The 25,244-nt window shown below is 72.5% G+C and carries 27 protein-coding genes; 17 read left to right on the plus strand and 10 right to left on the minus strand.

Annotated features, from left to right (window positions below; all coding sequences use genetic code 11):
* Nucleotides 1-183: 183 nt before the first annotated feature.
* Both OG928_RS05090 and OG928_RS05095 read right to left on the minus strand, forming a co-directional pair.
* Nucleotides 184-1,383, minus strand: a complete 1,200-nt coding sequence (locus OG928_RS05090; RefSeq protein WP_406279858.1) for an APC family permease — start codon at nt 1,381-1,383, stop codon at nt 184-186.
* A 94-nt stretch (nt 1,384-1,477) separates the two neighbouring features.
* Nucleotides 1,478-1,897, minus strand: a complete 420-nt coding sequence (locus OG928_RS05095) for an EboA domain-containing protein (RefSeq protein WP_406279860.1) — start codon at nt 1,895-1,897, stop codon at nt 1,478-1,480.
* A gap of 346 nt (nt 1,898-2,243) precedes the next feature.
* Here OG928_RS05095 and OG928_RS05100 point away from each other — a divergent pair, with 346 nt between their 5' ends.
* A complete protein-coding gene (locus OG928_RS05100; RefSeq protein ID WP_406279863.1) occupies nt 2,244-2,678 on the plus strand; it encodes an SRPBCC domain-containing protein in 435 nt (144 codons plus the stop codon).
* 124 nt (nt 2,679-2,802) lie between these two features.
* On the opposite strand, the gene OG928_RS05105 is transcribed toward OG928_RS05100, so the two are convergent.
* Entirely contained in the window at nt 2,803-3,093 is a 291-nt protein-coding gene (locus OG928_RS05105; RefSeq protein ID WP_406279866.1) for a VOC family protein, read from the minus strand.
* Between the two features lie 9 nt (nt 3,094-3,102).
* Nucleotides 3,103-4,170 carry a zeta toxin family protein gene (locus OG928_RS05110; RefSeq protein ID WP_406279869.1) on the minus strand — a complete coding sequence of 356 codons (1,068 nt, stop codon included), beginning with the start codon at nt 4,168-4,170 and terminating at the stop codon, nt 3,103-3,105.
* 259 nt (nt 4,171-4,429) lie between these two features.
* Here OG928_RS05110 and OG928_RS05115 point away from each other — a divergent pair, with 259 nt between their 5' ends.
* From OG928_RS05115 to OG928_RS05155, 9 genes are all read left to right on the plus strand, one after another.
* The gene (locus OG928_RS05115) at nt 4,430-4,585 is read left to right on the plus strand and encodes a hypothetical protein (protein WP_406279872.1); all 156 of its coding nucleotides are present in this window, start codon (nt 4,430-4,432) and stop codon (nt 4,583-4,585) included.
* Between the two features lie 720 nt (nt 4,586-5,305).
* Complete coding sequence (locus tag OG928_RS05120; RefSeq protein WP_406279874.1) at nt 5,306-5,992, plus strand: hypothetical protein; 687 nt, start codon at nt 5,306-5,308, stop codon at nt 5,990-5,992.
* On the plus strand, nt 5,989-7,995 hold the full coding sequence (locus OG928_RS05125; RefSeq protein WP_406279877.1) for a GMC family oxidoreductase: 2,007 nt from the start codon (nt 5,989-5,991) through the stop codon (nt 7,993-7,995). The genes OG928_RS05120 and OG928_RS05125 overlap by 4 nt, the downstream gene beginning before the upstream one ends.
* Entirely contained in the window at nt 7,992-9,215 is a 1,224-nt protein-coding gene (locus tag OG928_RS05130; RefSeq protein ID WP_406279880.1) for a ferritin-like protein, read from the plus strand. Before OG928_RS05125 ends, OG928_RS05130 begins: the two co-directional genes overlap by 4 nt.
* A gap of 188 nt (nt 9,216-9,403) precedes the next feature.
* Nucleotides 9,404-9,991, plus strand: a complete 588-nt coding sequence (locus tag OG928_RS05135; RefSeq protein ID WP_406279883.1) for a sensor domain-containing protein — start codon at nt 9,404-9,406, stop codon at nt 9,989-9,991.
* Nucleotides 9,992-10,150: 159 nt separating this feature from the next.
* A complete protein-coding gene (locus OG928_RS05140; RefSeq protein WP_406279886.1) occupies nt 10,151-11,464 on the plus strand; it encodes a sensor histidine kinase in 1,314 nt (437 codons plus the stop codon).
* Nucleotides 11,461-12,144, plus strand: coding sequence for a response regulator (locus tag OG928_RS05145; RefSeq protein WP_406279889.1), 684 nt, complete (start codon nt 11,461-11,463; stop codon nt 12,142-12,144). The genes OG928_RS05140 and OG928_RS05145 overlap by 4 nt, the downstream gene beginning before the upstream one ends.
* Before the next feature lie 203 nt (nt 12,145-12,347).
* Complete coding sequence (locus tag OG928_RS05150) at nt 12,348-12,797, plus strand: VOC family protein (RefSeq protein WP_406279891.1); 450 nt, start codon at nt 12,348-12,350, stop codon at nt 12,795-12,797.
* 166 nt (nt 12,798-12,963) lie between these two features.
* Entirely contained in the window at nt 12,964-13,668 is a 705-nt protein-coding gene (locus tag OG928_RS05155) for a DUF2625 family protein (protein WP_406279894.1), read from the plus strand.
* 82 nt (nt 13,669-13,750) lie between these two features.
* Here OG928_RS05155 and OG928_RS05160 read toward each other — a convergent pair whose 3' ends face one another.
* Complete coding sequence (locus tag OG928_RS05160) at nt 13,751-14,632, minus strand: sigma-70 family RNA polymerase sigma factor (RefSeq protein ID WP_406279897.1); 882 nt, start codon at nt 14,630-14,632, stop codon at nt 13,751-13,753.
* A gap of 312 nt (nt 14,633-14,944) precedes the next feature.
* Between OG928_RS05160 and OG928_RS05165 the strand changes: the two genes are divergently transcribed.
* Nucleotides 14,945-15,706, plus strand: a complete 762-nt coding sequence (locus tag OG928_RS05165) for a GNAT family N-acetyltransferase (RefSeq protein ID WP_406290794.1) — start codon at nt 14,945-14,947, stop codon at nt 15,704-15,706.
* 23 nt (nt 15,707-15,729) lie between these two features.
* On the opposite strand, the gene OG928_RS05170 is transcribed toward OG928_RS05165, so the two are convergent.
* The gene (locus tag OG928_RS05170; RefSeq protein WP_406279900.1) at nt 15,730-16,647 is read right to left on the minus strand and encodes an NAD-dependent epimerase/dehydratase family protein; all 918 of its coding nucleotides are present in this window, start codon (nt 16,645-16,647) and stop codon (nt 15,730-15,732) included.
* 411 nt (nt 16,648-17,058) lie between these two features.
* On the opposite strand from OG928_RS05170, the gene OG928_RS05175 reads away from it, so the two are divergent.
* On the plus strand, nt 17,059-18,009 hold the full coding sequence (locus OG928_RS05175) for a PASTA domain-containing protein (RefSeq protein WP_406279903.1): 951 nt from the start codon (nt 17,059-17,061) through the stop codon (nt 18,007-18,009).
* Between the two features lie 47 nt (nt 18,010-18,056).
* Here the strand turns inward: OG928_RS05175 and OG928_RS05180 are convergent, their stop codons facing one another.
* On the minus strand, nt 18,057-19,019 hold the full coding sequence (locus OG928_RS05180; protein WP_406279906.1) for a hypothetical protein: 963 nt from the start codon (nt 19,017-19,019) through the stop codon (nt 18,057-18,059).
* A 35-nt stretch (nt 19,020-19,054) separates the two neighbouring features.
* On the opposite strand from OG928_RS05180, the gene OG928_RS05185 reads away from it, so the two are divergent.
* Nucleotides 19,055-19,519: a hypothetical protein gene (locus OG928_RS05185; protein ID WP_406279909.1), complete on the plus strand. Its 465-nt coding sequence runs from the start codon at nt 19,055-19,057 to the stop codon at nt 19,517-19,519.
* 22 nt (nt 19,520-19,541) lie between these two features.
* Here the strand turns inward: OG928_RS05185 and OG928_RS05190 are convergent, their stop codons facing one another.
* Complete coding sequence (locus OG928_RS05190) at nt 19,542-21,179, minus strand: TROVE domain-containing protein (protein WP_406279912.1); 1,638 nt, start codon at nt 21,177-21,179, stop codon at nt 19,542-19,544.
* A 393-nt stretch (nt 21,180-21,572) separates the two neighbouring features.
* On the opposite strand from OG928_RS05190, the gene OG928_RS05195 reads away from it, so the two are divergent.
* The 4 genes from OG928_RS05195 (at nt 21,573) to OG928_RS05210 (ending at nt 22,912) form a co-directional block, all read left to right on the plus strand.
* Entirely contained in the window at nt 21,573-21,902 is a 330-nt protein-coding gene (locus tag OG928_RS05195) for a DUF6247 family protein (protein ID WP_406279915.1), read from the plus strand.
* Nucleotides 21,899-22,147: a hypothetical protein gene (locus OG928_RS05200; RefSeq protein ID WP_406279918.1), complete on the plus strand. Its 249-nt coding sequence runs from the start codon at nt 21,899-21,901 to the stop codon at nt 22,145-22,147. Before OG928_RS05195 ends, OG928_RS05200 begins: the two co-directional genes overlap by 4 nt.
* Nucleotides 22,148-22,221: 74 nt before the next feature.
* The gene (locus OG928_RS05205) at nt 22,222-22,596 is read left to right on the plus strand and encodes a hypothetical protein (RefSeq protein WP_406279921.1); all 375 of its coding nucleotides are present in this window, start codon (nt 22,222-22,224) and stop codon (nt 22,594-22,596) included.
* Between the two features lie 103 nt (nt 22,597-22,699).
* Nucleotides 22,700-22,912 carry a hypothetical protein gene (locus OG928_RS05210; protein ID WP_406279924.1) on the plus strand — a complete coding sequence of 71 codons (213 nt, stop codon included), beginning with the start codon at nt 22,700-22,702 and terminating at the stop codon, nt 22,910-22,912.
* Nucleotides 22,913-23,276: 364 nt separating this feature from the next.
* Here OG928_RS05210 and OG928_RS05215 read toward each other — a convergent pair whose 3' ends face one another.
* Both OG928_RS05215 and OG928_RS05220 read right to left on the minus strand, forming a co-directional pair.
* Nucleotides 23,277-24,515, minus strand: coding sequence for a PrsW family intramembrane metalloprotease (locus OG928_RS05215; protein ID WP_406279927.1), 1,239 nt, complete (start codon nt 24,513-24,515; stop codon nt 23,277-23,279).
* Nucleotides 24,512-25,090 (minus strand): hypothetical protein, encoded by a 579-nt coding sequence (locus OG928_RS05220; RefSeq protein ID WP_406279930.1) that lies wholly within the window; start codon nt 25,088-25,090, stop codon nt 24,512-24,514. The genes OG928_RS05215 and OG928_RS05220 overlap by 4 nt, the downstream gene beginning before the upstream one ends.
* Nucleotides 25,091-25,244 lie beyond the last annotated feature (154 nt).

Raw genomic sequence — 25,244 nt, forward strand, 5'->3', positions numbered from 1 at the left:
GCGCCACTTTTGTTCCGCTCGCGCTCCACAAAAGTGGCGCTCCGCTCGCACGTCGCCGTCCCTCCACTTCGTTCCGGGCCGGCGACGTTGTGGAAAGGCTTGCGGCCTCCGGCCGCTCTCCTCGCTTCGCTCGTCGAAGTGACCTCCCTGGCCCACCGGGGCAGCGGGGCAGCGGGGTATCGGCTATCGGCGGCGTACCGCGTACACGACGGTGCCCACGGCCAGGACCGCCGCGCCCGCGGCGACCGACTCGATCGGTAGGCACACCGCCAGGGTCACGCAGCCGATCAGGCCGAGGATCGGTACGACGCGTCGGCCCAGGGTCCAGGCCGACGCGTTCGCGATCGCGTAGTAGGTCAGCACCGCGAACGACGAGAAGCCGATCACGCCCCGCAGGTCGGCGACCGCGACCAGGGCCACGACCACCGCGCCGACGGCGAGTTCGGCCTGGTGTGGGACGCCGTGACGCGGATGCACCGCGGCCAGGACGGTGGGCAGGTGCCGATCGCGGGCCATCGCCAGCACGGTCCGCGACACACCCAGGATCAGTGCGAGCAGCGCGCCGGCCGCGGCGAGGGTGGCCCCGATCCGGACCACCCACGCGAGGTCCGGTACCGCGTCGGCGAGCGGAGCCGACGACGCGGCGAGGTCGGCCGGGCCGAGCCGCGCGAGCAGCGCCCACCCGACCAGCGTGTACACCGCCAGCGTGATCGCGAGCGCGATCGGGACGGCGCGCGGGATCGTCCGGGCCGGGTCGCGTACCTCCTCGCCCAGCGTGGTGATCCGGGCGTACCCGGCGAACGCGAAGAACAGCAGTCCGGCCGCTTCGAGCACGCCCCGGACTCCGATCGCCGAGCCGGGTTCCGCCCCGCCGAACGGGTTCCGATCACGGGTCAGCGACACCGCCACGACCAGCGCGAGCACCGCCAGGACCACCGCCACGATCACGCGGTTGACCCACGCGGCCTTCTGTACGCCCCACCGGTTCAGCACCGTCAGCGCGACGACCACCACCATCGCGACGGAGCGCGCGTGCGCGGGCCAGGCGTACGCCCCCACGGTGAGCGCCATCGCCGCGCACGACGCGGTCTTGCCGACCACGAAGCCCCAACCGGCCAGGTACCCCCAGAACGCCCCGAGCCGCTCGCGCCCGTACACGTAGGTGCCGCCCGCCTGCGGATATCGCGCCGCGAGCCGCGCCGACGACGTCGCGTTGCAGTACGCCACCCCGGCCGCGACCACGAGCGCCGCGGGCAGCCACTCCCCCGCGGCGCGCGCCGCCGGGGCGAACGCGACGAACACGCCCGCGCCGATCATCGCGCCGAGGCCGATCAGGATCGCGTCGGCGAGCCCGAGTCGGCGCGGCAGCAGGGTGGCGGGCATCGGCACTCCAGGAGTCGGCGGACCGACCGCATTATCCGGTGCGACCGTGAACGCCGGCGAAACCGCGGATGGCCGATGAGCCGCGCCGGGGCGCCTATCCCGGCTCGGGGACGGTGGTCACGAAGCGGGCGGCGGCGACGAGCTGCGGATCGCCGGTGCGGAGGGCGTCGGCGACGAGGGCGGTCGCGAGGGCGGGGTCGCGCTCGGGGACGGACAGGTAGGGCAACGCGCGCAGCACGGCTCGGCGTTCGTGCGCGTCGCCGCGCCAGTACAGGGTGCGCAGGTGTGCGGACAGGTCCGCGTCGGGCGTGCGGTCGGCCAGTTCGGCCAGGGCCAGCACGCGGGCGGCGTCGTCGCAGGTCCAGCCGGGGAGGCCGACGAGGGGGGCACGCCCGCAGGTGCGGCCGGCGGCGGCGAAGACGGTGAAGTCGGCGAGTCGGGGCCAGTCGTGGCTGCCGGGTTTCGCGGCCGCGGTGAACGCGCTTCGCAGATCTGCGATCGGCGGGTGGGTCATGGGCGGGTCCTTTCGGTGTGCGGGGCGCTGCACTGGGCTGTTCGAAGTTGGGCAGTTCGACGTTGGGCAGTTCGACGTGGGCAGTTCGACGTGGGCAGTTCGGAGTGAGGCTGTTCGGAGTAGTGCGTGTTGTGCTGTGCGTTCCCCATCCTGAGAGATCGCCAATCGGCGAATCGGGTCCCGACGTCCGGGGGTGGCGTCGGCGATTCATTCAGGCCGGCGCGGGACATCGGTGCCTCGGCCCGGTCGGGGAGAGGGCGCGCGGGGCGCGCGCACGGCGCAGTCTTGACCTTCAGCGAACCGTTCGCGGGCTGACGTGGGGGTTCGCGAGATCTACGGTTGATTCATGGTCCGAGAACCGCTCGTCGAGGTCAGTGTCGTGATCGCCGCGCCCACCGAGGCGGTCTGGCACGCCCTCGTGGATCCGGACACGCGTGCGATGTGGTGGAGCCATCTGGATCTGGACGCGCGGGTGAACGGGCGGCTCTCGGAGCGCTGGAGCGGCGCGAACGGCGAGGCCCGGCTGACCACGGGGCGCGTCGAGGCCCTCGACCCGGCCCGGCTGCTGCGCTTCACCTGGGCCGACGACGACTGGCCGGAGCCCACGACCGTGACGATCGAGCTCGCCAGGATCCCCCGCGGCACCCGACTGCACGTCCACGAAACCGGCTGGGACCGCATCCCCGACGCCCCCAACCTCGCCGCCGCCCACCGCGACGGTTGGGGCGCCCACACGGAACACCTCCGCCGCTTCACCGAGGCGGCGGCGGGCCCACGCTGACGCGGCACGTGCGCTCTGGGTCGGGCACGGTGGGTTCGTCGCGGCGGGCGGGCGGCCCGGAACGCCCGACCGCGCCGAAGCCCCGCGCCGCGACACCGAGCCGCGCGCGGGCGTGGCGACGCGCTCAGGGGCCGGGCACGGTGATGTCGAGGGTTCGGCCGTCGGGGTCGGTGAGGATGTGTCCGCCGGGTGGTAGGGGCGGGTTGGTGAGGACGAGGCCGAGGCGCAGGTAGCCGGTGACGCGGTCGGGGCGGGCCGGGTAGAGCTCCAGGACGGTGCCGTCGGGGAGTACCGCCGCGTGGTGTTCGGGGCCGGTTCCGTGGCGTTCGCGCACGAGGGTGAGGCCGAGCGAGGCGTAGAACTCGCGGCACGCGTCGAGGCGGTGCGTGTACAGGACGATCAGGGTCAGCGACACGGGGGCGAGTCAAGCACGGCCGCGGGCGATCGCGTCGGTCAGGAGCGGGATCAGGTCGGGTGGGAGGGGGCGGGCGTCGAGGTTGTGGCTGTCGGTGAGGTGTGTGGTCAGGGCGGTGAAGTCGGCGCGTTCGGCATCCGACCACGGGCGCGCGCGTTCGGTCTCGATCACCTCGCGGGTCGAACGGGCCTTGCCGACCCGGTCGTTGCCGTACACGATCCCCCGGCCGCGGCGCGCTACGTGGATGGCGTCGACCGCGTCGCTCGCGTCGGCGGCGTCTGCCGTCTCCAGGATTCCGGTCAGGAATCGGTCGTGTGTGGTCGGTGCGACCCAGCGGCCGAATCCGTGCCGTTCGGGCTGCCGGTCGCGGTGCCAGCGCTCCACCAGGGACAGCAGGCTCTGCGCGGGCGGCACCGCGAGCAGGACCAGCTCGACCCGGTAGCCCGCCGCGTGGAAGTCGCGGAAGCGGTCGAGCGACCACGGCGCCCGGCCCAGCGGGGCGCTGACCACGACGTCGACGTCGTGCGCCCGCAGGTGCTCGACCGTCATCGTCCACCACGCCGACGTGTGCGCGCCGACCAGGGAGGCCGCCGTCCGGTCGTCCGCCCGCGCCGCGTCCCGGTACCCGGGGTGGTCGTCGAGCAGGTCGTCACCGTCGATCGGGACCACGTCGGTCAGCCCGAGGTCGCGCAGCACGACCTGCTGGCACGTGGTCTTGCCGGCCGCGGTCTGGCCGCCGATGAACACGACGGTGGGCCGATCCCGCGCCGGGCCGGCCAGCCGCGGCCGGATGTCGCGTCGGAACAGGTCGCGCACCTGTTGCCCGGTCAGCGCGGGGTCCCGGACGGGGTGCGCCGGCTCCCCCGGCGCCCAGGCCCGATGCCCCGCGGCCAGTACCGCGCGCACGGCGTCCCGATCCAGCACGCCCAGCCCGCGCCGCGCGAGCGCCAACTCCCGCTTGGCCGCCACCACGGCCGGATCGGGGTCCACGGCCAGGCGCGCGCTGTACGCGGCGATGGCCGCCCCGAGCGCGTTGCGCGCGACAGTGAACTCGCGCGCCTGGATCCCGTCGTACATCACTCGCCCCCACCGTTCGTCCGACCGCCGCCGTACCCGACCGAAGCAGAAGCCCGCCCTGTCGCGCAGCCGAAAGCCCGAACCGGGCGCCGGAGCACCCGCCGGCCGGGTAGTGGTGGTCGCCGGCTGTTGACGGCGGAGCGGGAGGTAGTGTTGTGCCGCCGCTCGGACGACGAACGGCGGAGCGGGCCGTACGGTTTCGCGGCGCCGGTCGTGTCGGTGCCGCCATCGGGCGGCCGCACCACCTCTGGGAGTAATCGTGTTGGAAGCCCTCGGCGCCTTCGCCGAACTCACCCCCTTCATCGCGGTCGCGATCGGCTTCACGTTCGTGATCCGCGGCATCCTCCGCGCGGACCGTCGCGAGCGCGAGCACTTCGCGAAGAAGGACGCCGAGGCACGGTCCTCGTCTTCCTGACCGGGGCGATACTCGCCGCCGGCGATTGAATTGCCTGGTCACAGGACGCGCTTCCCGCTACGGTTTCGTTCGGCCTCCCGGTGCGCAGGTCGCGGATACTTCGTTGGAGCTCGCGAGAGCGGGCGGTGAAGATGTTTCGGGACCCCGTGTCCCAGTTTCCGCTGCCGCCTCGATCTCGGGAGGCCGACGTCTTCCGTCGGGCCGCCGGCGATACTCGTGACCATGGATCTCGGCGTCACAAGATCCGAACAATTCGGGCAATCCACCCTTTCTGATGGCCGTCGGCTCAGTGGGCCGAGTGGGGACCGGAGCGTGGTGCGCCCTTCCTGCGCGAACTCGCGCATCCGGTGTTCGCGGATCGGCTCGAAGCCGAGATCCGCGCCTGCGCGCCCACGCGGTCGGCCTCTACGCCGGGTTCTGTCCGGTGGGGCGGAGGTCCGGGCCTGCGCGCCCATGCAGCTCGCCGGACAGCCATAACCCGCACATCGCCCTACACATAGTTCCGTCGATCGGGTGATGTTGCGTTTCCCCTCGGCAACCCGCTCGCGAGCGCATTCGAGCACCTGGGACGGCGTGTCGGGGTGCTTGCGAGCGGGCCCGGGCCGGCGGCAAGGGACTGGTTGGTGGATGGTCGTCGGCCTACGTTGGTGATCGTTCGAGACCCGACCTGACCGGGGCTCGGACGACGCAGTTCGCTCAGGCCAACGGAGGGGGTCCGCCATGAGCTCACGAACACCGGCAACGACGCCGACGACCCGGGTCGAATCGTTCGACGACACCGCCGACACCATCGAACTGTCCCCGAGCGCCCGCGAGTTCGTCGAACTCGGGGTGTGGCTGACCGGCTTCCCGCGCTTCGACCTGTACGCGACGGGCATGGCCGAGCTCTACCTGACCACGGCCCGGGAACAGGTCGGACCGAAGCCGTACGACGTCTTCCACGCCGCGTGGAAGGCGGCCCGGAACGCCGGTGCGTCGACCGATCCCGTGCACGTCGAGATCGCCCGCGCGATCACCTACCTCTGGTACACCGGCGCGTGGCCGCGACTCGCGCCCGCGGCCCATGCCGCGTTGCGCCGGCAGGTCGCCAACGTCGAGTTCGTGGTGTCCCCCGCCGCGTACACCGAGGGCCTGGTGTGGCGCACGTTCCACGGTCATCCCGGCGGCGCCAAACCGCCGGGCCACGGCACCTGGTCACAGGCGCCCCCGCCGCTGCCGAGCACCGACGCGATCCTCGCCGAGATCGACGGCGACGAGGCCGCCCGCGGCGTCCCGCCCACGGATGTCCGCACCGTCCTGCCGGGGCCGTCGTGGGCGTGGTTCGCCGAACCGTCGAGTCACCCCACCGAGGCGGACGTCCTCGCCCCCGACCCGCTCGCCCCCGACGCGCCGGGAGGTGCGACATGACCCGGACACCCGCGACCCGCCGCTACGACGTGGTCGTCGTGGGCGGCGGCTGGGCCGGCAGCATGCTCGCGAAGGAACTCGGCGAGCACGGCTGGGAGGTCCTGGTGCTCGAAGCCGGCAACGGCGGCGCCGAGACCTGGGCGGGCTACCTCGACGCGGTCGACACGTTCCGCGGGGCCGTCGCCAAGGTGCCCAACTCGGCCTACCGCCGCAACGCCGCGGCGCCCTCGCCCGACGTGCTCGACCTGGCCCCGAACGGGATGGGCTTCCGCGCCCAGGGCTACCTCGTCCAGGACGGCGAACTGCCCTACGGCACCGACTATCTGCGCGCCCTCGGCGGCACCGCGATGCACTGGATGGGGGTGTGCCTGCGCATGCACCCCGACGACTTCGCGACCGCGACCCGGTACGGCCACGGGCGCGACTGGCCGATCGACTACGCCGACCTGGAGCCGTACTACACGGCGGCCGAGCGCGAGATCGGCGTGGCCGGGGACGCCGACGAGATGCGCGCGTTCGGGATCCCCACGCGGCCCGGCTACGTGTTCCCGATGCACCCGATCCCGCCGACCTACATCGACGCCGTCTTCCGCCGACTCGACGGCACCAAGCTCAAGGACCCGGTCGCCGACGCCGAGTTCGTGCTCAAGGTGAACACCGTCCCGCAGGGCCGCAACGGCACCCCCAACCCCGCGTACGAGCAGGGCAAGAGCTACCGGCCGGACGGCGCGGTGGGGTTGCCCAACTACGGCGAGCGCTGCGTGGGCAACTCCAGTTGCACGCCGATCTGCCCGGTCCAGGCGAAGTGGACGCCGCTGCGCACCCAGGCGCGGTTCGCGGCGAGCGTCGAGGTGGCCACCCGGTGCGTGGTGACGCGCGTGCTCGAAGGCGCGAACGGCGACGTGCGCGGGGTCGAGTACCGCCGGTACGGCGATCCCGCCGCGCCGGTGAGCCAGGTGCACACGGTCGAGGCCGACGTGGTCGTGCTCGCCGCGCACGCGATCGAGAACGCGCGGTTGCTGCTCGCGTCCGGAATCGCGAATTCGAGCGATCAGGTCGGACGCAACCTGATGGACCATCCCACGATGCTCACCTGGGCGCTCGCGGCACGCACCGACCCGCTCGGCGGACAGGTCGGGCCGTTCCGCGGGCCCGGGCACACCTCCGGCTGGGAGACCTTCCGGCTCGGGGACGCGCGGCGCAGGCGATCCGGCTTCCGGATCGAGATCGGCAACTGGGGCTGGGGCTGGTCCGCTGGTGCCCCGATGAGCAACGTGGCCGCGCTGCTGGGGGTCGGTGGCGACCCGGCCGGCGAGATTCGGCCCGAGCAGCTGTTCGGCCCGGTGCTGCGCAACTCTCTCGGTGACCTGATCGGTCGTCAGTTGCAACTCCAGTTCGCGATCGAGCAGCCCGCCGACCCGGACAACCGGGTCCGGATCGATCCTCGACTGCGCGACGCGCTGGGCAATCCGCGACCGATCCTGACCTACGATCTCGCCGACTCGGTCAAGGAGGGCATGCGGGCGGCGAAGGCGGTGTCCAAGCAGATCTACAAGGCCATCGGCGCCCACGACCACACCGACCACGCGCCGCACGACGGGGTCGCGCCGCTGGGCCATTTCCGGTGGCACGACGACGACTTCACCTACCACGGCGCGGGGCACGGCGCGGGCACGCACGTGATGGGCGACGACCCCACGACGTCGGTGGTCGACTCGTACCAACGCTGCTGGGACCACCGGAACCTGTACGCGGTGGGCTGCGGCAGCATGCCCTCGGTCGGCACCTCGAACCCGTCGCTGACGATGGCCGCGCTCGCGCTGCGCAGCGCAGAGGCGGTCCATCGCGACCTGGTCGCGCTGCATCGACCGGTCAACATCGGCCCCCGTCGATCCGTCCGCGACGCGGAACTCGCGGTTCCGATCCCGCGCGACGCGGTGGGCCCCACCCCCGAGCAGCGCGCCGCGCACACCATCGACCACACCCGGGAGGCGCAGTCGTGAGCACGGACACCACCGAGGGCACGACCGAGGGCGGCGGGGCCGGCGAGGTGGTCGGGGACCGGGAGCTGGCCTTCAAGGTCCCCGAGACGCTCGACGAGCTCCGGCTCTACCTCCAGGGCGCCTTGGAGGTGGAGCACCTGACGATCCCGCCGTACCTGACGGCGATGTACACGATCCGGGCGGGCACGAACCAGGCCGCTTTGTACGCGATCCGCAGCATCGTGCTGGAGGAGATGCTGCATCTGACGCTGGTGGCGAACCTGTTGAACGCGGTCGGCGGCACGCCGCGGGTCGCGCATCCGGACTTCGTCCGGAGCTACCCGACCCGGCTGCCCTACAGCGCGCTCGACCTGGAGATCCCGCTCCGGCACTTCTCGCCGGACGCGCTGCGCACGTTCCTGGCGATCGAGCGCCCGCAGTACGTCGCGGGCGACCCGGCCCCGGGCAGCACCGTCGTGACGGGTGGCTGGACCTCGATCGGGCAGTTCTACGGCCATCTGCGCCAGGGTCTGCTCGAGTTGCTCGACAAGCACGGCCACGACGCGGTGTTCAGCGGGCCCCGCCATCGGCAGGTCGGCCCGGAGGACTTCTACAACTCGGGCGGCGAGGTGTTCGCGGTGACCGACCGCGCGTCGGCCCTGAAGGCGTTCCGGGTGGTCACCGAACAGGGCGAGGGGGTCAGCGAGTCGATCTGGGACAGCGACGACCTGCTGTTCGGCGAACAGCGACAGACCGCGCACTACTTCCGCTTCAACGAGATCCTGACCGGCCGCGCGTACGGCCCGCACGACTCCCCGGATCAGCCGCCGAGCGGGCCACCCGTGGACGTGACGTGGCACGACGCGTACCGGATCGACCCGAACGCGAGCGTCGCGTCGTTCGCCGGCCACCGGGACACCTCGGTGTATCGGCACGCGGTCGCGTTCAACGCCTGCTACGCCCGGATGCTCACCTACCTGGAGGCCGCGTTCACCGGCACGCCGCGGGCGATGGCGCTGGCGATCCCGGCCATGTTGAAGCTGCGCGACCTGGCCGAGCGGCTGTACCGCAATCCGCACCCGGACCCGGTGTCGGCCGCCGCCGGCTGTTTCGGCAGTGCGACCTTCGAGATCGAGCCGCGCCAGTTCGCCAAGGCCAACACCGAGACCGCCGACCATCTCGGCGCCGCCCGGCTCACCCCGGGCGAGCCCATCGACCTGTCGGGGGTGGCGGCGGGGTGAGTCGGCCGGGGTGAGTGGGGCGGGGCGGCTGCGCGACCCCCTACCGGGGTATCACCGCGGAGTTGGCGCCACGGTGTGATGCCTCGGGGCGGGGCCGACTCATAGCTTGTGAACCCGGCGCCGACACGACGCCGGGCGGTCCGCGGGTCGGGACCGCCGTCGGCAGCACGCACCCCCGAGGACCCGCCATGACACTCACCGCTTCGCACTCCGTTCGGACTCGTGGGACCCTCCGGACCCTCCGGACCCGCCGGACCCCGCCCGCGTTCGTGCCGGTCTCGGCACGCGAGGCATGGCGCCGGTCTGCGTACGCGGTGATCGCGCTGCCGCTCGGCCTCGCGAGCATCGGCCTGGTGCTCGGCGGCGGGTCGGCGCGGGCGGCGCGGCTCCAGTTCGCGGCGGCGCGGCGGTTCCTGGACCCGGGCTCGACCGGTGCGAGCTACGCGGCCGGTGCGAGTTCCGCGGCGGGTGCGGCGGCTCGTACGCCCGGCGCCGCCCGGGTGCTCGCCCACGGCGTGCTCAACGGCGCGTTGGGCGTGCCGACGCTGATCCTGACCGGGTACGCGTACGGCAACACGATCCGCAACCTGACCTACCCGGTCTGGTACGGCGACTCCGACTACCACCAGGCGTGGGGCGGGCCGACCCTGGGCGGTGTGTGGGCCGTGCACGCGCTCGGCGGGCTCGCGTTCTTCGCGGTGTGCCTGTGCCTGGTCAAGGTGCTCACGAACGCGCAGGCCGGGCTGACCCGCCGGGTACTCGGCGGCACGGCCTGACGGTCGCACCGACACCGACACCGACACCGACACCGACAACGCCTCGACACCGCGACCGAGCAGCGATCGCCGCCACGCACCCCGACCTCGGATGCCGCCATGAACACCACCCTGGTCCACCCCGACCGACCGATGCGGCCGGGCATACCATCACCAACCGTGAAGATCGATCGATCGGCAGCGGTCCTGACCGCGATGCGCGAGGCGTTGTCGCCCACCGCGGTGGCTCCTCTCCCGCACACGCGCCGGACGCACTGGGTGCTGTCCCTGCTGGCACTGTTCGTGGGCGTCACCGGATGGTTCGATCTCTACCAGCACTACGACGTGGGCGCGCCCGGCGCGCTGGCGGCCGGCATCGCCCGGGCGGTCCCGGTGCTGCTGTGCCTGTACCGGCCGCTGCCGGCGTGGTGGCTGGCCCTCGGCGCCGCGATCGCGACCGCGGCGCCGACCCATCCGGCGTCCTCCGGCGAGCCGTGGCCGTGGGCGGTGACCTCGGTGTTGTCGATCGTGATCGTCCTGGTCGTGGTCGCGTTGCGGGCGCCGCGTCGGGTGTTGGTCGTGCTGTGGCTGAGCCTGTTGGCGGCGGGAGTGGGCCTGCTGCTCACCCGGAGCCCGATCGAGCCGGGCGAGCTGCTGCCGATGACGGTGTTGGCCACGCTGGCCCCGCTCACCGCGGAGGCGATCGCCGGCCGGGGCGACGCGCAGCGCAGGCTGGTCCTGGTCGAGGAGGTCAGCCAGGCCGAACACGCCCGCCGCACCCTGCTGGAGGAGCGCGCCAGGATCGCGCGCGAGCTGCACGACGTGGTGGCCCACCACATGTCGGTGATCACCGTGCAGGCCGACAGCGCGCCCTACCGGATCGCCGAGCTGCCGCCGGCGGCCGTGGACGAGTTCGGCTCGATCGCCGCCGAGGCGCGCCGTTCGCTCACCGAGATGCGCCGCCTGCTGCATGTGCTGCGCCACGACGCGGGCGCCGACGCGGACGGGGACGCGGGCGCCGAGCACAGTCCGCAGCCCGGTCTGGCCGAACTGCCCACCCTGATCGAGGCCGCACACCGGGCCGGACTCGACGCGCATCTGTCGGTCGCGGACGCGGTGCCCACGCCGGACCTGGTCCCGGTGGGGGTCCAGCTGTCCGCGTACCGGCTGGTCCAGGAATCGCTGAGCAACGTGGTCCGGCACGCGCCGGGCGCGACCGTCCGGGTGACCGTGGCGGGGGACGCGAGGGCGTTGCGGATCAGCGTGGTGAACTCCGCGCCCGAGCCGGTGGGGGCGCCGGTCGAGGCGCGGGACCCCGACGCGGTCACAAGCACCGGCCAGGGTCTGATCGGCATGCGCGAGCGGGTCGCGATGCTCGACGGCGAATTGACCACCGGCGCGCTGCCCGACGGCGGCTTCCGGGTCGCTGCCATGCTTCCGGTACCGCCGCCGGCCGACGCCTCGCCGGCCGCACCGACCCCGGGAGCGACATGACCACCGTATTGATCGCCGACGACCAGGCCATGATCCGCGCCGGCTTCTCCGCGCTGCTGGCGGCCCAGCCCGACCTCGAGGTGGTCGGCGAGGCGGCCGACGGGCGCGAAGCCGTCCGGTTGTGCCGCGAGCTGCGCCCCGACGTCGTCCTGATGGACGTCCGGATGCCGATCCTGGACGGCCTGGCCGCCACCCGCGAACTCCTCGGCGACACCACGGGATTCGAGACCGTGCCGCGCGTGCTGATGCTGACCACCTTCGACATCGACGACTACGTGTACGAGGCGCTGCGCGCGGGCGCGAGCGGCTTCCTGCTCAAGGACGCCTCCCCCGCCGACCTGATCGCCGCCGTCCGGATCGTCGCGGCCGGCGACGCGCTGATCGCCCCGTCGATCACCCGCCGACTGATCGAGGACTTCGCCCGCAACCGCCCGATCACCCGCCCGAGCGCGACCCGCCTGGGTGCGCTGACACCACGCGAGACCGAGGTCCTGGGCCTGATCGCCGAGGGCCGCTCCAACGGCGAGATCGCCGCGCACCTGGTCCTGGCCGAGCAAACCGTCAAGACCCACGTAAGCCGAATCCTGGACAAGCTGGACCTACGAGACCGCGCCCAGGCGGTCGTCTTCGCCTACGAAAGCGGCCTCGTCACCCCAGGCGCCAAGGACCCCTCCCACTGACACCACCCCCCACGCACCACACGCCCCACATGCCCCACCCGCGGCTCGCGCCTCACCCGCTCCGTTCCCCTCCCGCGCCCGGCCCTCCTCGGCACTCGTCGAGCCCTCGCCCCCGCACCCCATGGCCCGCGCGTCCAAGCCGGCCCGCGCGTCCACGCCCGCCCGCGCGGCCGTTGTCGGTGCTGTGCGGCAGGATCGGTGGGATGGGTTCGAATTTTCAGCTGACGATCGACTGTCGGGATCCCGCTCGGCTCGTGGCCTTCTGGGCACCGGCCCTGGGATACGAGGTCCAGCCGCCGCCGGACGGCTTCGACACGTGGCGGAAGTACTGGCACAGCAAGGGCATCTCGGACGAGGAACTCGGCGAGGGCGACGGTTCCGACCGGATCGTCGACCCGACCGGGCACGGCCCGCGCATCTGGTTCCAGCAGGTGCCGGAGGCGAAGACCATCAAGAACCGCCTCCATCTCGACCTGATGGCGAGCGGCGGCCGGGCCTTCGAGCTGGAGGTCCGCAAGGAGCGCACCGACCTCGCGGTCGAACGCCTCCTCAAGGCCGGCGCGACCACGCTGCGCGTCCTGTCCGAACCGGGCGTCGACCACTACGCGGTCGTCATGGCCGACCCGGAGGGCAACGAGTTCTGCGTGTGCTGACGCGGCAGGCCCGGTCTACCGCGTGCGGCGCTCGCCCAGGCCGGCCCGGATCGCGCGCTCGACCGCGGCGTACGCGCCGTCCGCACGGTCGAGTTCGTACGAAGCGGCCGGCCTGCGCGATCGCACCCGAATTTCCCGGTGGGCCGCCCCCTGCCATCATGTCCGCGTGCGCTCCCTGGACGAACTGATCAACCTCGACGACTCCGCCTGGCCGATGATCCTCGCGGAGGTGACCGGCAGCCCGATGACGATCGACCTGCTCCCCGCCGACAACGAGCGTGGCCGGGCGTGTCTGCTGCATCTCCAGGTCACGACGCGCTCGTACCTCGGGGCGATCGCCCTGCACGCGGGCGGCCTGCTGATCGACCACGGCTGGCTGCGCGTTTTCGGCGGCGCGGCCGTACCCGGAAGCGGCCTCCCCGGCCTGGCCGAGGTCAACGCCTTCCCCGGGTCGGCACCGGCGCTGATCGTCGCCGACGACGTCCTCGGCGGCGTGTTCGCGATCAACGGCCCGGACCCGGCCGCGGCGCACCGCCCGGGCAACCCCGGCGGGATGACGTACTTCGCTCCGGACACGATGGCCTGGGAGCCCCTCGACGTCGGCCACGGCGCGTGGCTGTCCTGGCTGCTGTCCGGCGGCACCGACCAGTTCTACGCGGACCTGCGCTGGCCCGACTGGCAGACCGAGACCGCGCGGCTGCGCCCGTCCGAGGGCCTGTCCGTCTTCCCCCACCTGTGGTCCAAGGAAGCTCGCGAGGACCTCGCCGCCACCAGCAGGCGTCCGGTCCCGATGAAGGAACTCCTGGGTCTGCACACCGAGTTCCACGCCCATCCGGGCAACCCGACACCGGGCTTCCTCGGCCTGCGCTGACCCGGGAGATCCACGCCCGGCGCCGGCGGGCAGGCCCGACGCCGCCGTGTGGCGGCGTCGGGGCCGAGCGAGCCGGTCGGACTCAGATGATGTCGAGGCTCTTCAGGTCGATGCGATCCAGTCGCTCGGGGTCGGCGAGCAGATTGATCTCGGTGATCCTGCCGTCGGTGACGGTGAAGTCCATCAGCGACAGCGGTCGGCCGTCGGGGACGGTCATCAGGCCGGCCGCGCCGTTGACGAGCACGACCCGGCCGAATTCGGCGAACCGGGCGAAGGTCAGGGCCTGCTGGGCCACCGCCACCGCGCCGCGGATCAGCTTGGACATGTCGGCCACGCCGCCGTCGACGCGCAGCAGCACGTCGGGATCCAGCACCGCGAGGAGCGCCTCGAAGTCGCCGCCGCGCGAGGCCGCCATGAACGCGTCGACGACGCGCCGCCGCCGGGTGGGATCGGTCTCGGGCGCGGGGGCGCCGCCCTGTACCCGGCGACGGGCCCGGCTGGCGAGCCGGCGGGTCGCGGCCGGGGCCCGGTCCACGATCGGGGCGATGTCGTCGAAGGGCACGGCGAACATGTCGTGCAGCACGAAGGCGAGCCGCTCGGCGGGCGGCAGCGTGTCCAGGACCACGAGCATCGCGAGGCCGACCGAGTCGGTCAGTTCCGCCTCGTGTTCGGGGTCGGTCCCGTCGGCGCGGGTGACGATCGGGTCGGGAACGTGCACGTCGAACGCGTCCTCACGGCGTGAGGTCCGCGAACGCAGCATGTCCAGGCAGACCCGCCCGACGACCGTGGTCAGCCAGCCGCCCAGGTTCTGCACGTCGCTGATGTCGGAGCGGTCGAGCCGGAGCCAGGCTTCCTGGACGGCGTCCTCGGCCTCGCTGACCGAGCCGAGCATCCGGTAGGCCACTGCCCGCAGGTGCGTGCGGTTCTCCTCGAATCGCTCCGCCAGACCTTCGTGTTCGTTCATGCTTCGCATTCTCCCGTCGCGGTCCGCCGGTGCTGTGACGGCCGGATTCCCGACGATAGGACAAGCACCCGAGCGGCATCCCGACGCCCCCGAACCCGCCGCACCGCACCGTCCGAGCGACCTCGCACCGGAAACGCCTGGGTGCATGTATGGGCCTGCCACGCGTTCGCGCCGCACACGCTCGCGGACACCCCGCACGTGGTGCACGTGTTCGGCGTCGAGTGACGGATCGCGCCCGGGTCGGCGGCGAATGAGTCGGCCCGTCGGGCCGTGCGCGGCGACAATGATCATGTGCGCGCACCGATCGAAGCCATGGACCGCAACCTCGCCGAACACGCCTGCCACCTGCACCGGGTTGCCCCGGGAATGCGCGTGTACGAGGACGACGGCGTACTCGTCGCCGACAGCGGCCTCGCCCACGACTCGTACAACATCGTCGCGGGCGCGCGGCTGAACGCCGACACGGTCGAGCCGGCCGTGCGGCGGACGATCGAGCGGGTCGCGGCGACCGGCCGGCCGTTCTCGTGGTGGGTCACCCAGGGCTCGCGGCCCACCGACCTGGCCGAGCGGCTCGTGGCCCACGGCCTGCGGGTCAACGAGACCGAGGCGGCGATGTGGGCGCGGTGGGAGCCCACCGGGCCGGCCCCCGCGACGCCCGCCGGGCTGCGGATCGAACCGGTGCGCACCCGTGCGCGGTTGCTCGACTTCGCGGCCGTGCTGTCGACGCTGTGGAAGTCGTCCGCCTCCGACGTCGTGCGGTTCGTCGACCTGACCGCCGAGGCGGCGCTCGACTCGGCCGCGCGCTACCTGGTCGGGTACGAGGGCACCCGACCGGTGGCCACGGCCGAGGTGTTCCTCCACGCCGGCGTCGCGGGCGTGTACAACATCGCCACGCTCGCGACGCACCGCCAACGCGGCTACGGCGCGGCCCTGACCCGCGCCGCGCTCGACACGGCGGTCGACGCGGGCCACGCCGTCGCGGTGCTCCAGGCGTCGGCGGCGGGCGAGCCCGTGTACCGGAAGCTGGGCTTCGAGGTACTGGGGCCCGTCACCGAGCACGCCTTCCCGGGCTGAGCCGGGCGGGCCGATCCGGAGCGCTACTCGAGCAGTTCCGGGTGCAGCGCCTCGACCATCCGGCGCATGCCGTCCTTCCAGTGCACGGTGGTGCGGCCGGTGATCGCGTGCATCCGGGTCAGGTCCAGGGTGACCGAGTCGATCGTGCCGTCGGTCTGGTTGAACTCGGGCGTGGCGCCGGTGAGTTCGGCAATGTAGGTGCACCACTCCTCGATGCTCACGGCGTCGCTGCCGCCCCAGTTGACGGTGGTGACCTCGGGCGTGGCCGCCGCGAACAGCGCGGGCAGCGTGCCGGCGATGTCGTCCACGTGGATGGGGTGGTAGATGCTCGGCGCGTTCGTGTGCACGTCGATCGGCGCGCCGCCGAGCATCATCTCCATGTGGATGCCGGGCCACCCGCCGTTGTCGCCGTAGGGCACCGACAGGCGCGCGATCGTGGTCGGCACGGCGAACCGGCGCGCACCCCAGCGGGCGGCGCCCTCGGCCGCGATCTTGCAGATGCTGTACGTCTCCAGGAACGACCACACGCCGTGGTTGTCGCCCAGCGCGGCGTCCTCGGTCAGCTCCTTGTGGCCGGCGGGCTGGTAGACGGCGGTGGAGGAGCAGTGCAGGAACGCCCGGGCGTTTTGGTGATGCTCCATCAGGGACAGTACGCCGCCCGCGTTCGCGTCCAGGTCGACGTTCCAGTCGCCGTTCTTGGCGACCGCGAAGTTGACCACGTAGTCGGCGTCGGCCGGCAGCGCCGCGACGTCGCCCGAGGCGAGGTCGATCTTCACGCATGTGACGCCGGCCGCCTCCAGGCGCGCGCGGGCCTCGTCGTCGTGGAAGCGGGCCGCGCCGTACACGTCGTTGTCCCGCGCGAGGATCCTGGCCACCGGTTCCGCGACCTGTCCGGTCGCGCCGGTGACGACGATCTTCGCGCCCGTGAGCGTCGATGCCATGGGGGCAAACCTCCGTTGTGCCTTGCTGCGCGTGCTGGGTCTGGGTGTGGTGGTCGGCCCCGTTGTGTTGGTGTCCTCAAGCGCCGGACGGGCTTGGTTGGCGGGTGTGGCGGCCTGCGGCCCGCTTGTCCTCAAACGCCGGACGGGCTGGAGTTCGCCCGGCGTTCCCGAATTCGGCTCGCCGTTCCGGGATTCGGCTCGGCGTGCCGGGGGTGGGACTGGCGTGCCGGGGGTGGGACTGGCGTGCCGGGGTTGGGGCCGGCGTGGCGGCACGTTAGTGCAGGTTGCGGTAAGGGGGAAGAGAGGGGGAATGCGGGGTTCGAGGGGCTTCCCTTATATGCGGACGTATGCGGAACGGGGGCCGGCCGTTCGCCGTCCCAAGAAAGGAGGCATCGACTTCCGGGGGCTGCGATGAGTGTGACGGGTCACTGCCGACTGTGTGGGACGCCGGTCGTCGACGAGCGGCACGGATACTGCGAGGGGCCGCTGTGCGGGGCCGACCTCGCCGGGCAGCGGGTGGGCGATCCCACAATCGCCGTGCAGGTCGGATTCGAGCGGGCGCGGGTCGATGCCGACCCCGGGGATGTGGTCGAGGCGCTGTTGCGGGTGCGCAACCAGGGGCGCTGCGCCGAGCGGTTCGCGGCGTTCGTGTTCGACGAGGACCGGGTGACGGTGGAGGTGCCCGACCCGGGGGCGCCGATCGCGGCCGGCGCGGAGGCGGTGTGGCGGGTCCGCTATCGGGTGCCGCGCGACCTCGACACGGCCGGCCGGCTCGCCGAGGCGGGCGGGTTCGCGCTCCCCGGCTCGCTGCCGGGGCTGTACCACGCGGCGGTGCGGGTCGAGGCGGCCCGGGACCGGCGGGTGGGCGCGGCGGCGGTGCTGGACGTGCGGATCCGCGCCGACCTGGACCGCGACTCGGGCGACCGCTCGTCGGCGCGCGGACCGCGCCGCGGGCGCGGCTGGCTCGCGTCGGCGGCCGTGGTGACGGTGGCGGTGCTCGCGGTCGCGCTGGGCGCGGTCGTCGCGAACGGGGACGACGACGGCCCGGCGGGCGCGGGGCCGACGGCATCCGCGCCGGTGGTGACGAGCACGCCCGCCGGTACCGAGGTCGAGCCCGATTCGACCGTGCAGGTGGTGGTCTCGACGGGGCGGCCGCCGGCCGGGAAGGTCGTACCGAACGTGGTGGGCCAGACGGTCCAAAAGGCCGAAAGCACCCTCCAAGCCGACGGTCTGACCATGCTCCGCATCGACGGGCAGACCCTCACCAGCGGTTCGAAGGACCCGGTGCTGATCCGTACGCAGAAGCCCATTGCCGGCAGTACCGTGCCGCCGGGGTCGACGATCGAGGTCACCGCGAGCTGAGTCGCCCAAGCCTCCGTAGGCCGGGCCGTGCGCCGACCGTGCGCCGGTCAGCGCTCCCAGTCGGGGGCGTACAGGTCCACGCGGCGTTGCCACTCGGGGACGCCGCCCTTGAGCAGCCAGGCGCGGGTGAGGCCGTAGCCGGCCCGCAGGCCGTGCAGGTCCCGGGCGAGCTGCCGGCCCGCGCCCTGGACCAGGTTGCCCGCGGCCGATTCGGGGACGTGTTCGAGCGCGGCCATCCGCTGTTCGTACCCGCGCACGGGGCCGACCGCATGGGCGTCGTGCGCGGTCGGACGGGACAGCGCGAGGAGCGGCGGCACCCGGCGCTCGGCGATCGACGCGGCGAGCCGGTCGTGGCCGTCGAGCACGACGTGCGTCGCCAACATGCCCACCCACCACAGCAGGACGGGCGGCAGGGTCTCGTCCCGGACCTGCTTGCGGTACGCCTTGACCCGGCCGGCGTCGGCCGGCGAGAGCGGGCGCAGCGGCAGGATCTCCCACTCGCCGGCGAACCGCGAGCCGTAGTCGAGGTAGCCGGTCGGGTGCGCGGGCAACTCGGGTTCGACGAAGGCCGGGAAGGTCAACCGGGTCCGGTCCATGTCCCGCGACAGCACCCACGCGCCGCCGTACAGCGGGCCGCGGAGCGCGAGCGCGTCGGCCATCCGGTGCGCCCAACGCGCGTACCAGTCGGGTGCCTTCGCGGTGCCGAGCGCCCGGGCCTCGGCGGCCCGGATCGGCCCCAGCGGCGAGCGGTGCCGGCCGGTGCAGTGGTAGTCGACGCCCCACCAGCCGAGCTCGACCTCGGCGAAGAGGACCGGCGTCTCGGCCGATTCGGACGCCTTTGTCGGCTCGGCCCGCCCGGCCGATTCGGCCGCCGAGGTCGACCCGTCCACCAGGACGAGCCTGCGCCCCTTCGCCGTCAGCATCCGCAGCGACGGCCGCGCGGTGGCCGGTACGACCAGGCGCAGCGCGTCCCATTCACCGCCGGGACGGGTCAGATTCGTCCGTTCCATGCGGTGATCCTAGGGCGGCCGGCAACATGTCCGGAATGAAGGCATCGCTGTCGTTCACGTGGACCCTTTCGGGTTCGGGCTGGGCCGACTGCACCATCGCCGACGCGGTCGCCGAGGCGCAGTTGATCGTCTCCTACATCACGAACGCGCCCGAGGAACTGATCACCGCCGTGACCCGGATCGCGCTCGGCGAACCCGGCGACCGCAAGGTCATGTTCGAGGCCGAACCCAACGGATACCTGTGGATCCTGAGCCCGGACGGCGAGGCGGTCGACATCCGGATCGTCGAGTACGCCGACACGTCGGCGCGCAATCGCCCCGGCGCGGTGCTGTGGGAGGCCGGCCACCCGATCGAGGTCCTCGCGCGGAGTGTGCTGCGCGGGTTCGACCGGGTGGCCGCCGACCTCGGCGAGGACGGCTGGTTCGCGGACTGGAAGCGCCCGTTCCCCCGTGACGAGCTGGAGGCACTGCGGTTGGCGTATCGCAAGTTGTCGCCGTGAACGCCCCACGCGTCCCGCGAGGTCAGGTCGCCGGTACGGCGGCCTGCTCCCACGGCCAGCGCGCGTCGCGGCCCGCCTCGATCAGCGGGACCATCGCGAACGCCGCGTCGGTCAGCCCACCGAACGTGTGCCGGTCGGGCACGCCGGACGGGGTGTGCCCGGTGGCGTAGCCCGCGAGGTTCCACGTGTACAGCGGCGTGTCGGCCGGGATCGACGTGGTGATCTCCTTCGCGTCGTGCGAGCTCTGCTCGTCGGTCACGATCACCACCCGGTCGTGCGCCTTGAACTCCTTCCGCAGCGCCTTCGCGGTGTCCGTGCCGCCGCCGAGGAAGTAGCCGTCCTGCTTCCACCGTTCGAGCGAACGCAGCACCGACTCGCCCGGGCGCAGCGGGAATGCCTTGGTCCGCGCGCCGGGCTTGTCGTTCCAGTACATCTGCGCGCTGGAGAACGACACGACGTCGGCGTACGCGCACCGCTCGCCGAGCGCGATCCCGAACAGCGCCGCCGCGTCCCAGCGCATCAGCGTTCCGTCCCGGGAGAAGCCGGCGTCCATGCTGGAGCTGGTGTCCACCAGGATCAGCGTGCGCCCGGGCAGTTCCGGCACGTTCGCGAGCGCGTGGCCCAGTGCCCGCTCCAGCGGGTACGACCAGCGCAGCGACGGCGCGGCGCGGTGGGCCGACAGGAACCGGAACGGCAACTGCCTGGCGCGCAGCACCTCGTCGCGGTCGGCGAGCCGGGCCGCGACCTGCGCCGCGAGCTCGTCGTCCACGCCCGCCTCGTCGAAGTTGCGCAGGTTGCGCAGCAGCGCCATGTACCCCATCGACGGGATCACCGCCGACCACGCCGCGGCGTCCATCGGGCCCTGGAGCCAGCCGGCCAGCGCCTCCCACGTGATCCCGGCGGCGCGCAGTCGCTCACCCGCGTCGGGCTCGCGCAGCAGCGCCGCGCGCTCGGCGGGCGGTACGGCCATCAGCTCGGCGCGCGCGGTCAACACCCGGTCGGACGCGGGCGGCGTCGCGGTGTCGGGGTGGTGCCGGCGGTCGAGCGCGTAGCCGAACAGGGCGCCCTGCCACGGCTTGTCGGCCGCGGGACGCGGGTGGGTCAGGTTGAGGACGTCGCCGAAGCGGTAGCCCTTGGTCGCGGTGTCGTACTTGAGCAGCGCGTGCGCGTTGTACAGCCGGCGCACCGCGTCCTCGACGCCGCGCTTGATCGGCTTGGGGATGTTGCGGCCGTAGCGCGAGGTCCAGTAGCCGAGCAGCTCGCCGGGCTCGTCGGCCCGGCGCAGCACCGCGTCGACGGCCTGCCGGGACAGCCCGGGCAGGCCGAACTCCAGGCGCGCGCGCGTCATTTCGGCGGCGCCGACGATCGCGGCGGTGCGCATGTTCGCGTCCCGGCGCAGCCAGGTGAGCAGGCCGAGGAGCCATTCGGCGTCGTAGACGGCGAGTTCCTGGACGAGCTGGGTGAAGCGGTCGTCGCGCGCGCCGCCGTTCTCGTAGAACGTGTCGGTGCCGACGAAGTTGGCGACGGCGAGCAGGAACAGTTCACTGCGCGCATCGCGGCGGTAGCCGGTGCCGCCCTGGTGGTTGTCGACCTTCGCACCGGTGGTGCGGACGGGCGAGGTGCCGGCCGCACGGGCCCGGCGTCCGTTGAATCGAGACATGGAATCCCCCGTGGAATGGGGGAGGTGGCAACGTCGGGGTGCCCGAGATCAAAGCGGCTGGGCGTTCGTAGGTGCTCTGCCATCTGAGCTACCGCCGGCGAACCGGCGACCGGGACTCGAACCCGGGACCGCCCCATTATCAGTGGAAGAAATCCCGGCCTGCGCACCGGGCACCCCGACGTTGGTCCTCCCGAGAAAAAGATGACGGACGGCGAAGTGGGCACACGTCCCACCTTCATTTGAAGAAGTAGCCGTTCGTCCGCGCACCGGGAGGTGCGTTACGTCTCGAAGCCTAGGGTGCGGGGGCTGTCCGAGGACATCGATTATTGGCCGGCGGCGGTGCCACGGGCGCGCCGAGGCGGCATGATCGGCGCGCGGTGCGACGCTTGGGACATGACCGCACCGCACGACCCGCTCGCCCCGGATGTCACGATCCACACCGGTGGCGCGCTGTGGCCCACGCCGGGGCAGCTTCGGGCCGAACTCCCGGACGGGGTACGGGAGGAGTTCGAGGACGAGTACCGCCGGGCGCTCGACCACGCGCGTGACGCCGGGGATCTGGCCCGGCTCGCCGATGTGCTGGCCCCGTGGCAGCGCCGGCTCGTGCACCACCGCAACGGCGACTACGAGGCGGTGCTCGAACGCGCCCGACGGATCCGCGAGGGTGATCTGTCGGGGGTCGTTCCGGCGCAGGTCCACCGGTTGCTGCGGGCGAAACGGTGAACTATGGCGTCGAGTACCACATCGAGGCGGAGGCGATCCGTCGCACGCTCCCGACGGCCGCCCGCCGAGCCTGGTCCGAACTGGAGCGGCGGCTGCGCGCCGACCCGTGGAACGCGGGCGCGCGGATGAGCGGCGGCCTCAGGGACACCCTCGAAGCCGCCTTCGCCGCACACGGGTTCGCGACCTACATCGTCCAGGAGAACCGGGTGATGGTGAGCGTGATCAACCTGGTGTGGATCGCCTGACCCGGTACGGCGCACCGTGGGTCGCAGGGGATTCCGTCAGGACTATCCCGCCGGGCGCCGGCACACTCGGCCGCGTGACCGAATCGTCTGACGCCCCGGCGCGTACCGAGCACCATGCCTGGCACTCCGTCCGCTGCCTCTTCCGCCATCAGCCCGACATCTACGAGGAACGCATCACGTTGTGGCGGGCGGGCAGCTTCGCCGAGGCCATCGCGCTCGCGGAGGCCGACGCCGTGGAGTACGCCAGGGACGTGAGCGACGCCGAGTACCTCGGGCTCGCGCAGGCGTTCCGGCTGTTCGACGGCCAGGTCGAGCACGGCACGGAGGTGTTCTCGCTCGCGCGCGACAGCCCGCTGGAGCCGACCGAGTACCTCGACGCGTACTTCGACACCGGCACCGAACGCCAGCGGCAGCTCATGGCCGATACCGACCCCCCGGAGGCGCGATGACCGCGCGATGCCCGCTGTTCACCTCGCGTCGGGTTCACATTGTCGGCTTCGCACGGGACCATGGAGGGCAACTGCCCTATAGGTACAGATAGGGAGGAGCGCCATGGACGGACTCGTCGTACTCGCCGTGTCCGCGTGCCTGCTCGGCCTGACCGTACTCCTGGTGGTGCGCTCACTAGCCCGACGCGACCTCAGCACCGCCCCCAAGGACCTACTACGCGAAGACCTACTCGAACCAGCCGAGTGGCCCCAAAACCTCACCCCCCAAACCACCCCAACCCCCAAGCCCAACCCATCCAGCACCTCCGGCACTTGAGCCCAACCCACCCAGCACCTCCGGCACCCAAGCCCAACTCCTCTCCAGCCCGTCCGGCGTTTGAGGACAACTCGGCCGAAGGCCGGCCCAATCCAGCCCGTCCGGCGCTTGAGGACAACCAGGCCGAAGGCCGGCTCAGTCCAGCCCGGCCGGCGCTTGAGGCCGCCTCACCCAGCCCGGCCGGCGTTTGAGGACAACTCATCCAGCACCTCCGGCACCCAAGCCCAACCCATCCAGCCCGTCCGGCGTTTGAGGACAACTCGGCCGAAGGCCGGCCCAATCCAGCCCGTCCGGCGCTTGAGGACAACCAGGCCGAAGGCCGGCTCAGTCCAGCCCGGCCGGCGCTTGAGGCCACCCACAACCCCTACGAGCCATCAGGCACCTCACGCACAACCCCATGCGCCGTCGCAACCCCAGGCTCCGGAGCCGGATCCAAATCCGCCGCCAAAACCTGCGCCCGGGCCCGATCGATCCGCCGATGCCACCGCGCCACCCCGGGATCCGTATCGGGATCCGCAGCCCGCGCCCGAGCCACCCCATAGCCCAACTGCGCCCGCTGCAAGCGACTCCGCGCCCTGGCCGCCCGCCGCCCATGCAATTCCCGCGCCGCCTCGACGGCCTCCTTCCGCTTCTTGTTGGACGCCAGCGCCGCGAGTTCGCGCAGCGGCAACAGCTCCGGCTCGTCACGCACCGCCCGCGCGAACCAGCGGTACTCCTGCCGCGCCGCGAGCCGATACACAAAGCTCGCGATGGCAAGCACGACGAGGCCGTTGAGCACGATCTGGACGATCGTCAGGTACCCGTCGGTGCGCCCGAGGGCGATCTCCAGGAGCGGCGAGTTGTTCACGAAGTGCAGGCTCCACGCGATCACGTACAGCGCACCCGCCGCCGCGAGCCGGAGCGGCAACGACCGGCGCCCGCCGACCAGCACGTACGCGACGCCCGCACCGGTCATCGCGGTGAACGCCGCGTGGCTCCACAACCCGTTGACGATCGCGCGGACGAAGAAGCTCGCCACGACCCCGCCGGCCCACGCTTCGCCGGACTGGATCGCGGCGCTCAGCGTGTACATGACGTTCTCGACGACCTGGAACCCGAGGCCGACCAGCGCGCCGAACACGAAGCCGTCGAGCACGCTCTCGAAGACCCGCCGATTGATCAGGATCAGCACCACGACGCCGAGCAGCTTGAGCGTCTCCTCGACGATGGGCGCCGAGATCGACGCGCCCCAGTCCGTGGAGAACTCCGGGTCCAGCTTCGACATGTAGGTGAGCAGGTTGTCGTTGGCCACGATCGCGAAGCCGGTCGCGACCACGCCGCCCCACACGAACGCCGCGACGCAGAACGACAACGGCTCGCGCTCGAACAGGTCGAGGTGGGTGATCACCCCGAGCGCCGGGATCAGCCACAGCGTATGCATCACCACGCTCAGCACGAGCGCGCCGGAGGGGGCCGCCGAGGACAGTCGAATCAGGTTGGGCACGATGCTCGCGGCGCCGAGCGCGAGCACGAGCGGGTACAGCCAGAAGGCCGCGTGCAGGGGCTGCACGATGCTGCCCGCGTCGCGGCGGCCTCTGCGGTCGGTCAGCGGGGCCACGCTCACGATCCGACCACCTCCACCGAATCGAGCATGGTGACCACGTCGTCGGCGATCGCCGCCGTCAGCGGCGCGGTGTGTCGGGCGGTGAGCGTGACCCCCAGGCCCTGCCCTCCGCCGACCAGGACCGTCAGCGTGCCCGCGACCGTGTTCCCCGAGATCGACGCGACCTGCCCGGTCAGCCCGCCCGCCGTGGTCACCGGCGCGGGGTCGGCGCCGACCCGCCCGCGCCCGGTCGCCTCGTACCGCCGCTCCGCGGCCTTGAACGCGCTCGCCGCCGAGGACTGCTTGCCCAGCGGGGTCAGCCGGTAGGTCGTCGCACCCTTGACCAGGACGCTGACCAGACCGGCCTGGGACGCGCCGCGGTCGATCTGCCAGCCGGGCGCCGGGCTGTACCGGAACGTGCCGAGCGTGACCACCTGGCCCGCCCGCACGGGCGCGGCCCCGACGACGGAGTGGTTGAGCAGGTACGGAATCAGGATCAGCAGCAGCATCACGACGGCGACGACGAGCGTCGCGCGCAGTCCGAGCGTGCGCGGACTCGGGGCGGGCGGTCGCGGGACGGGCGCGGTGGGGGACAAGCGCGGAATCCTGTCTGCGGGGACGGGCGCGGGCATCCCCGCCGCGTACCCCCGCCGCCAGGGGTTGTCACGCGGCGCTCAACCGAACGGGTGATGTGGTCACGGTAAAATCACGAAAACGCTGTTTTCGTCCCCTCGATCGATGAATGGCTGT

It is taken from the genome of Embleya sp. NBC_00896, assembly GCF_045207785.1.
GTDB lineage: Bacteria > Actinomycetota > Actinomycetes > Streptomycetales > Streptomycetaceae > Embleya.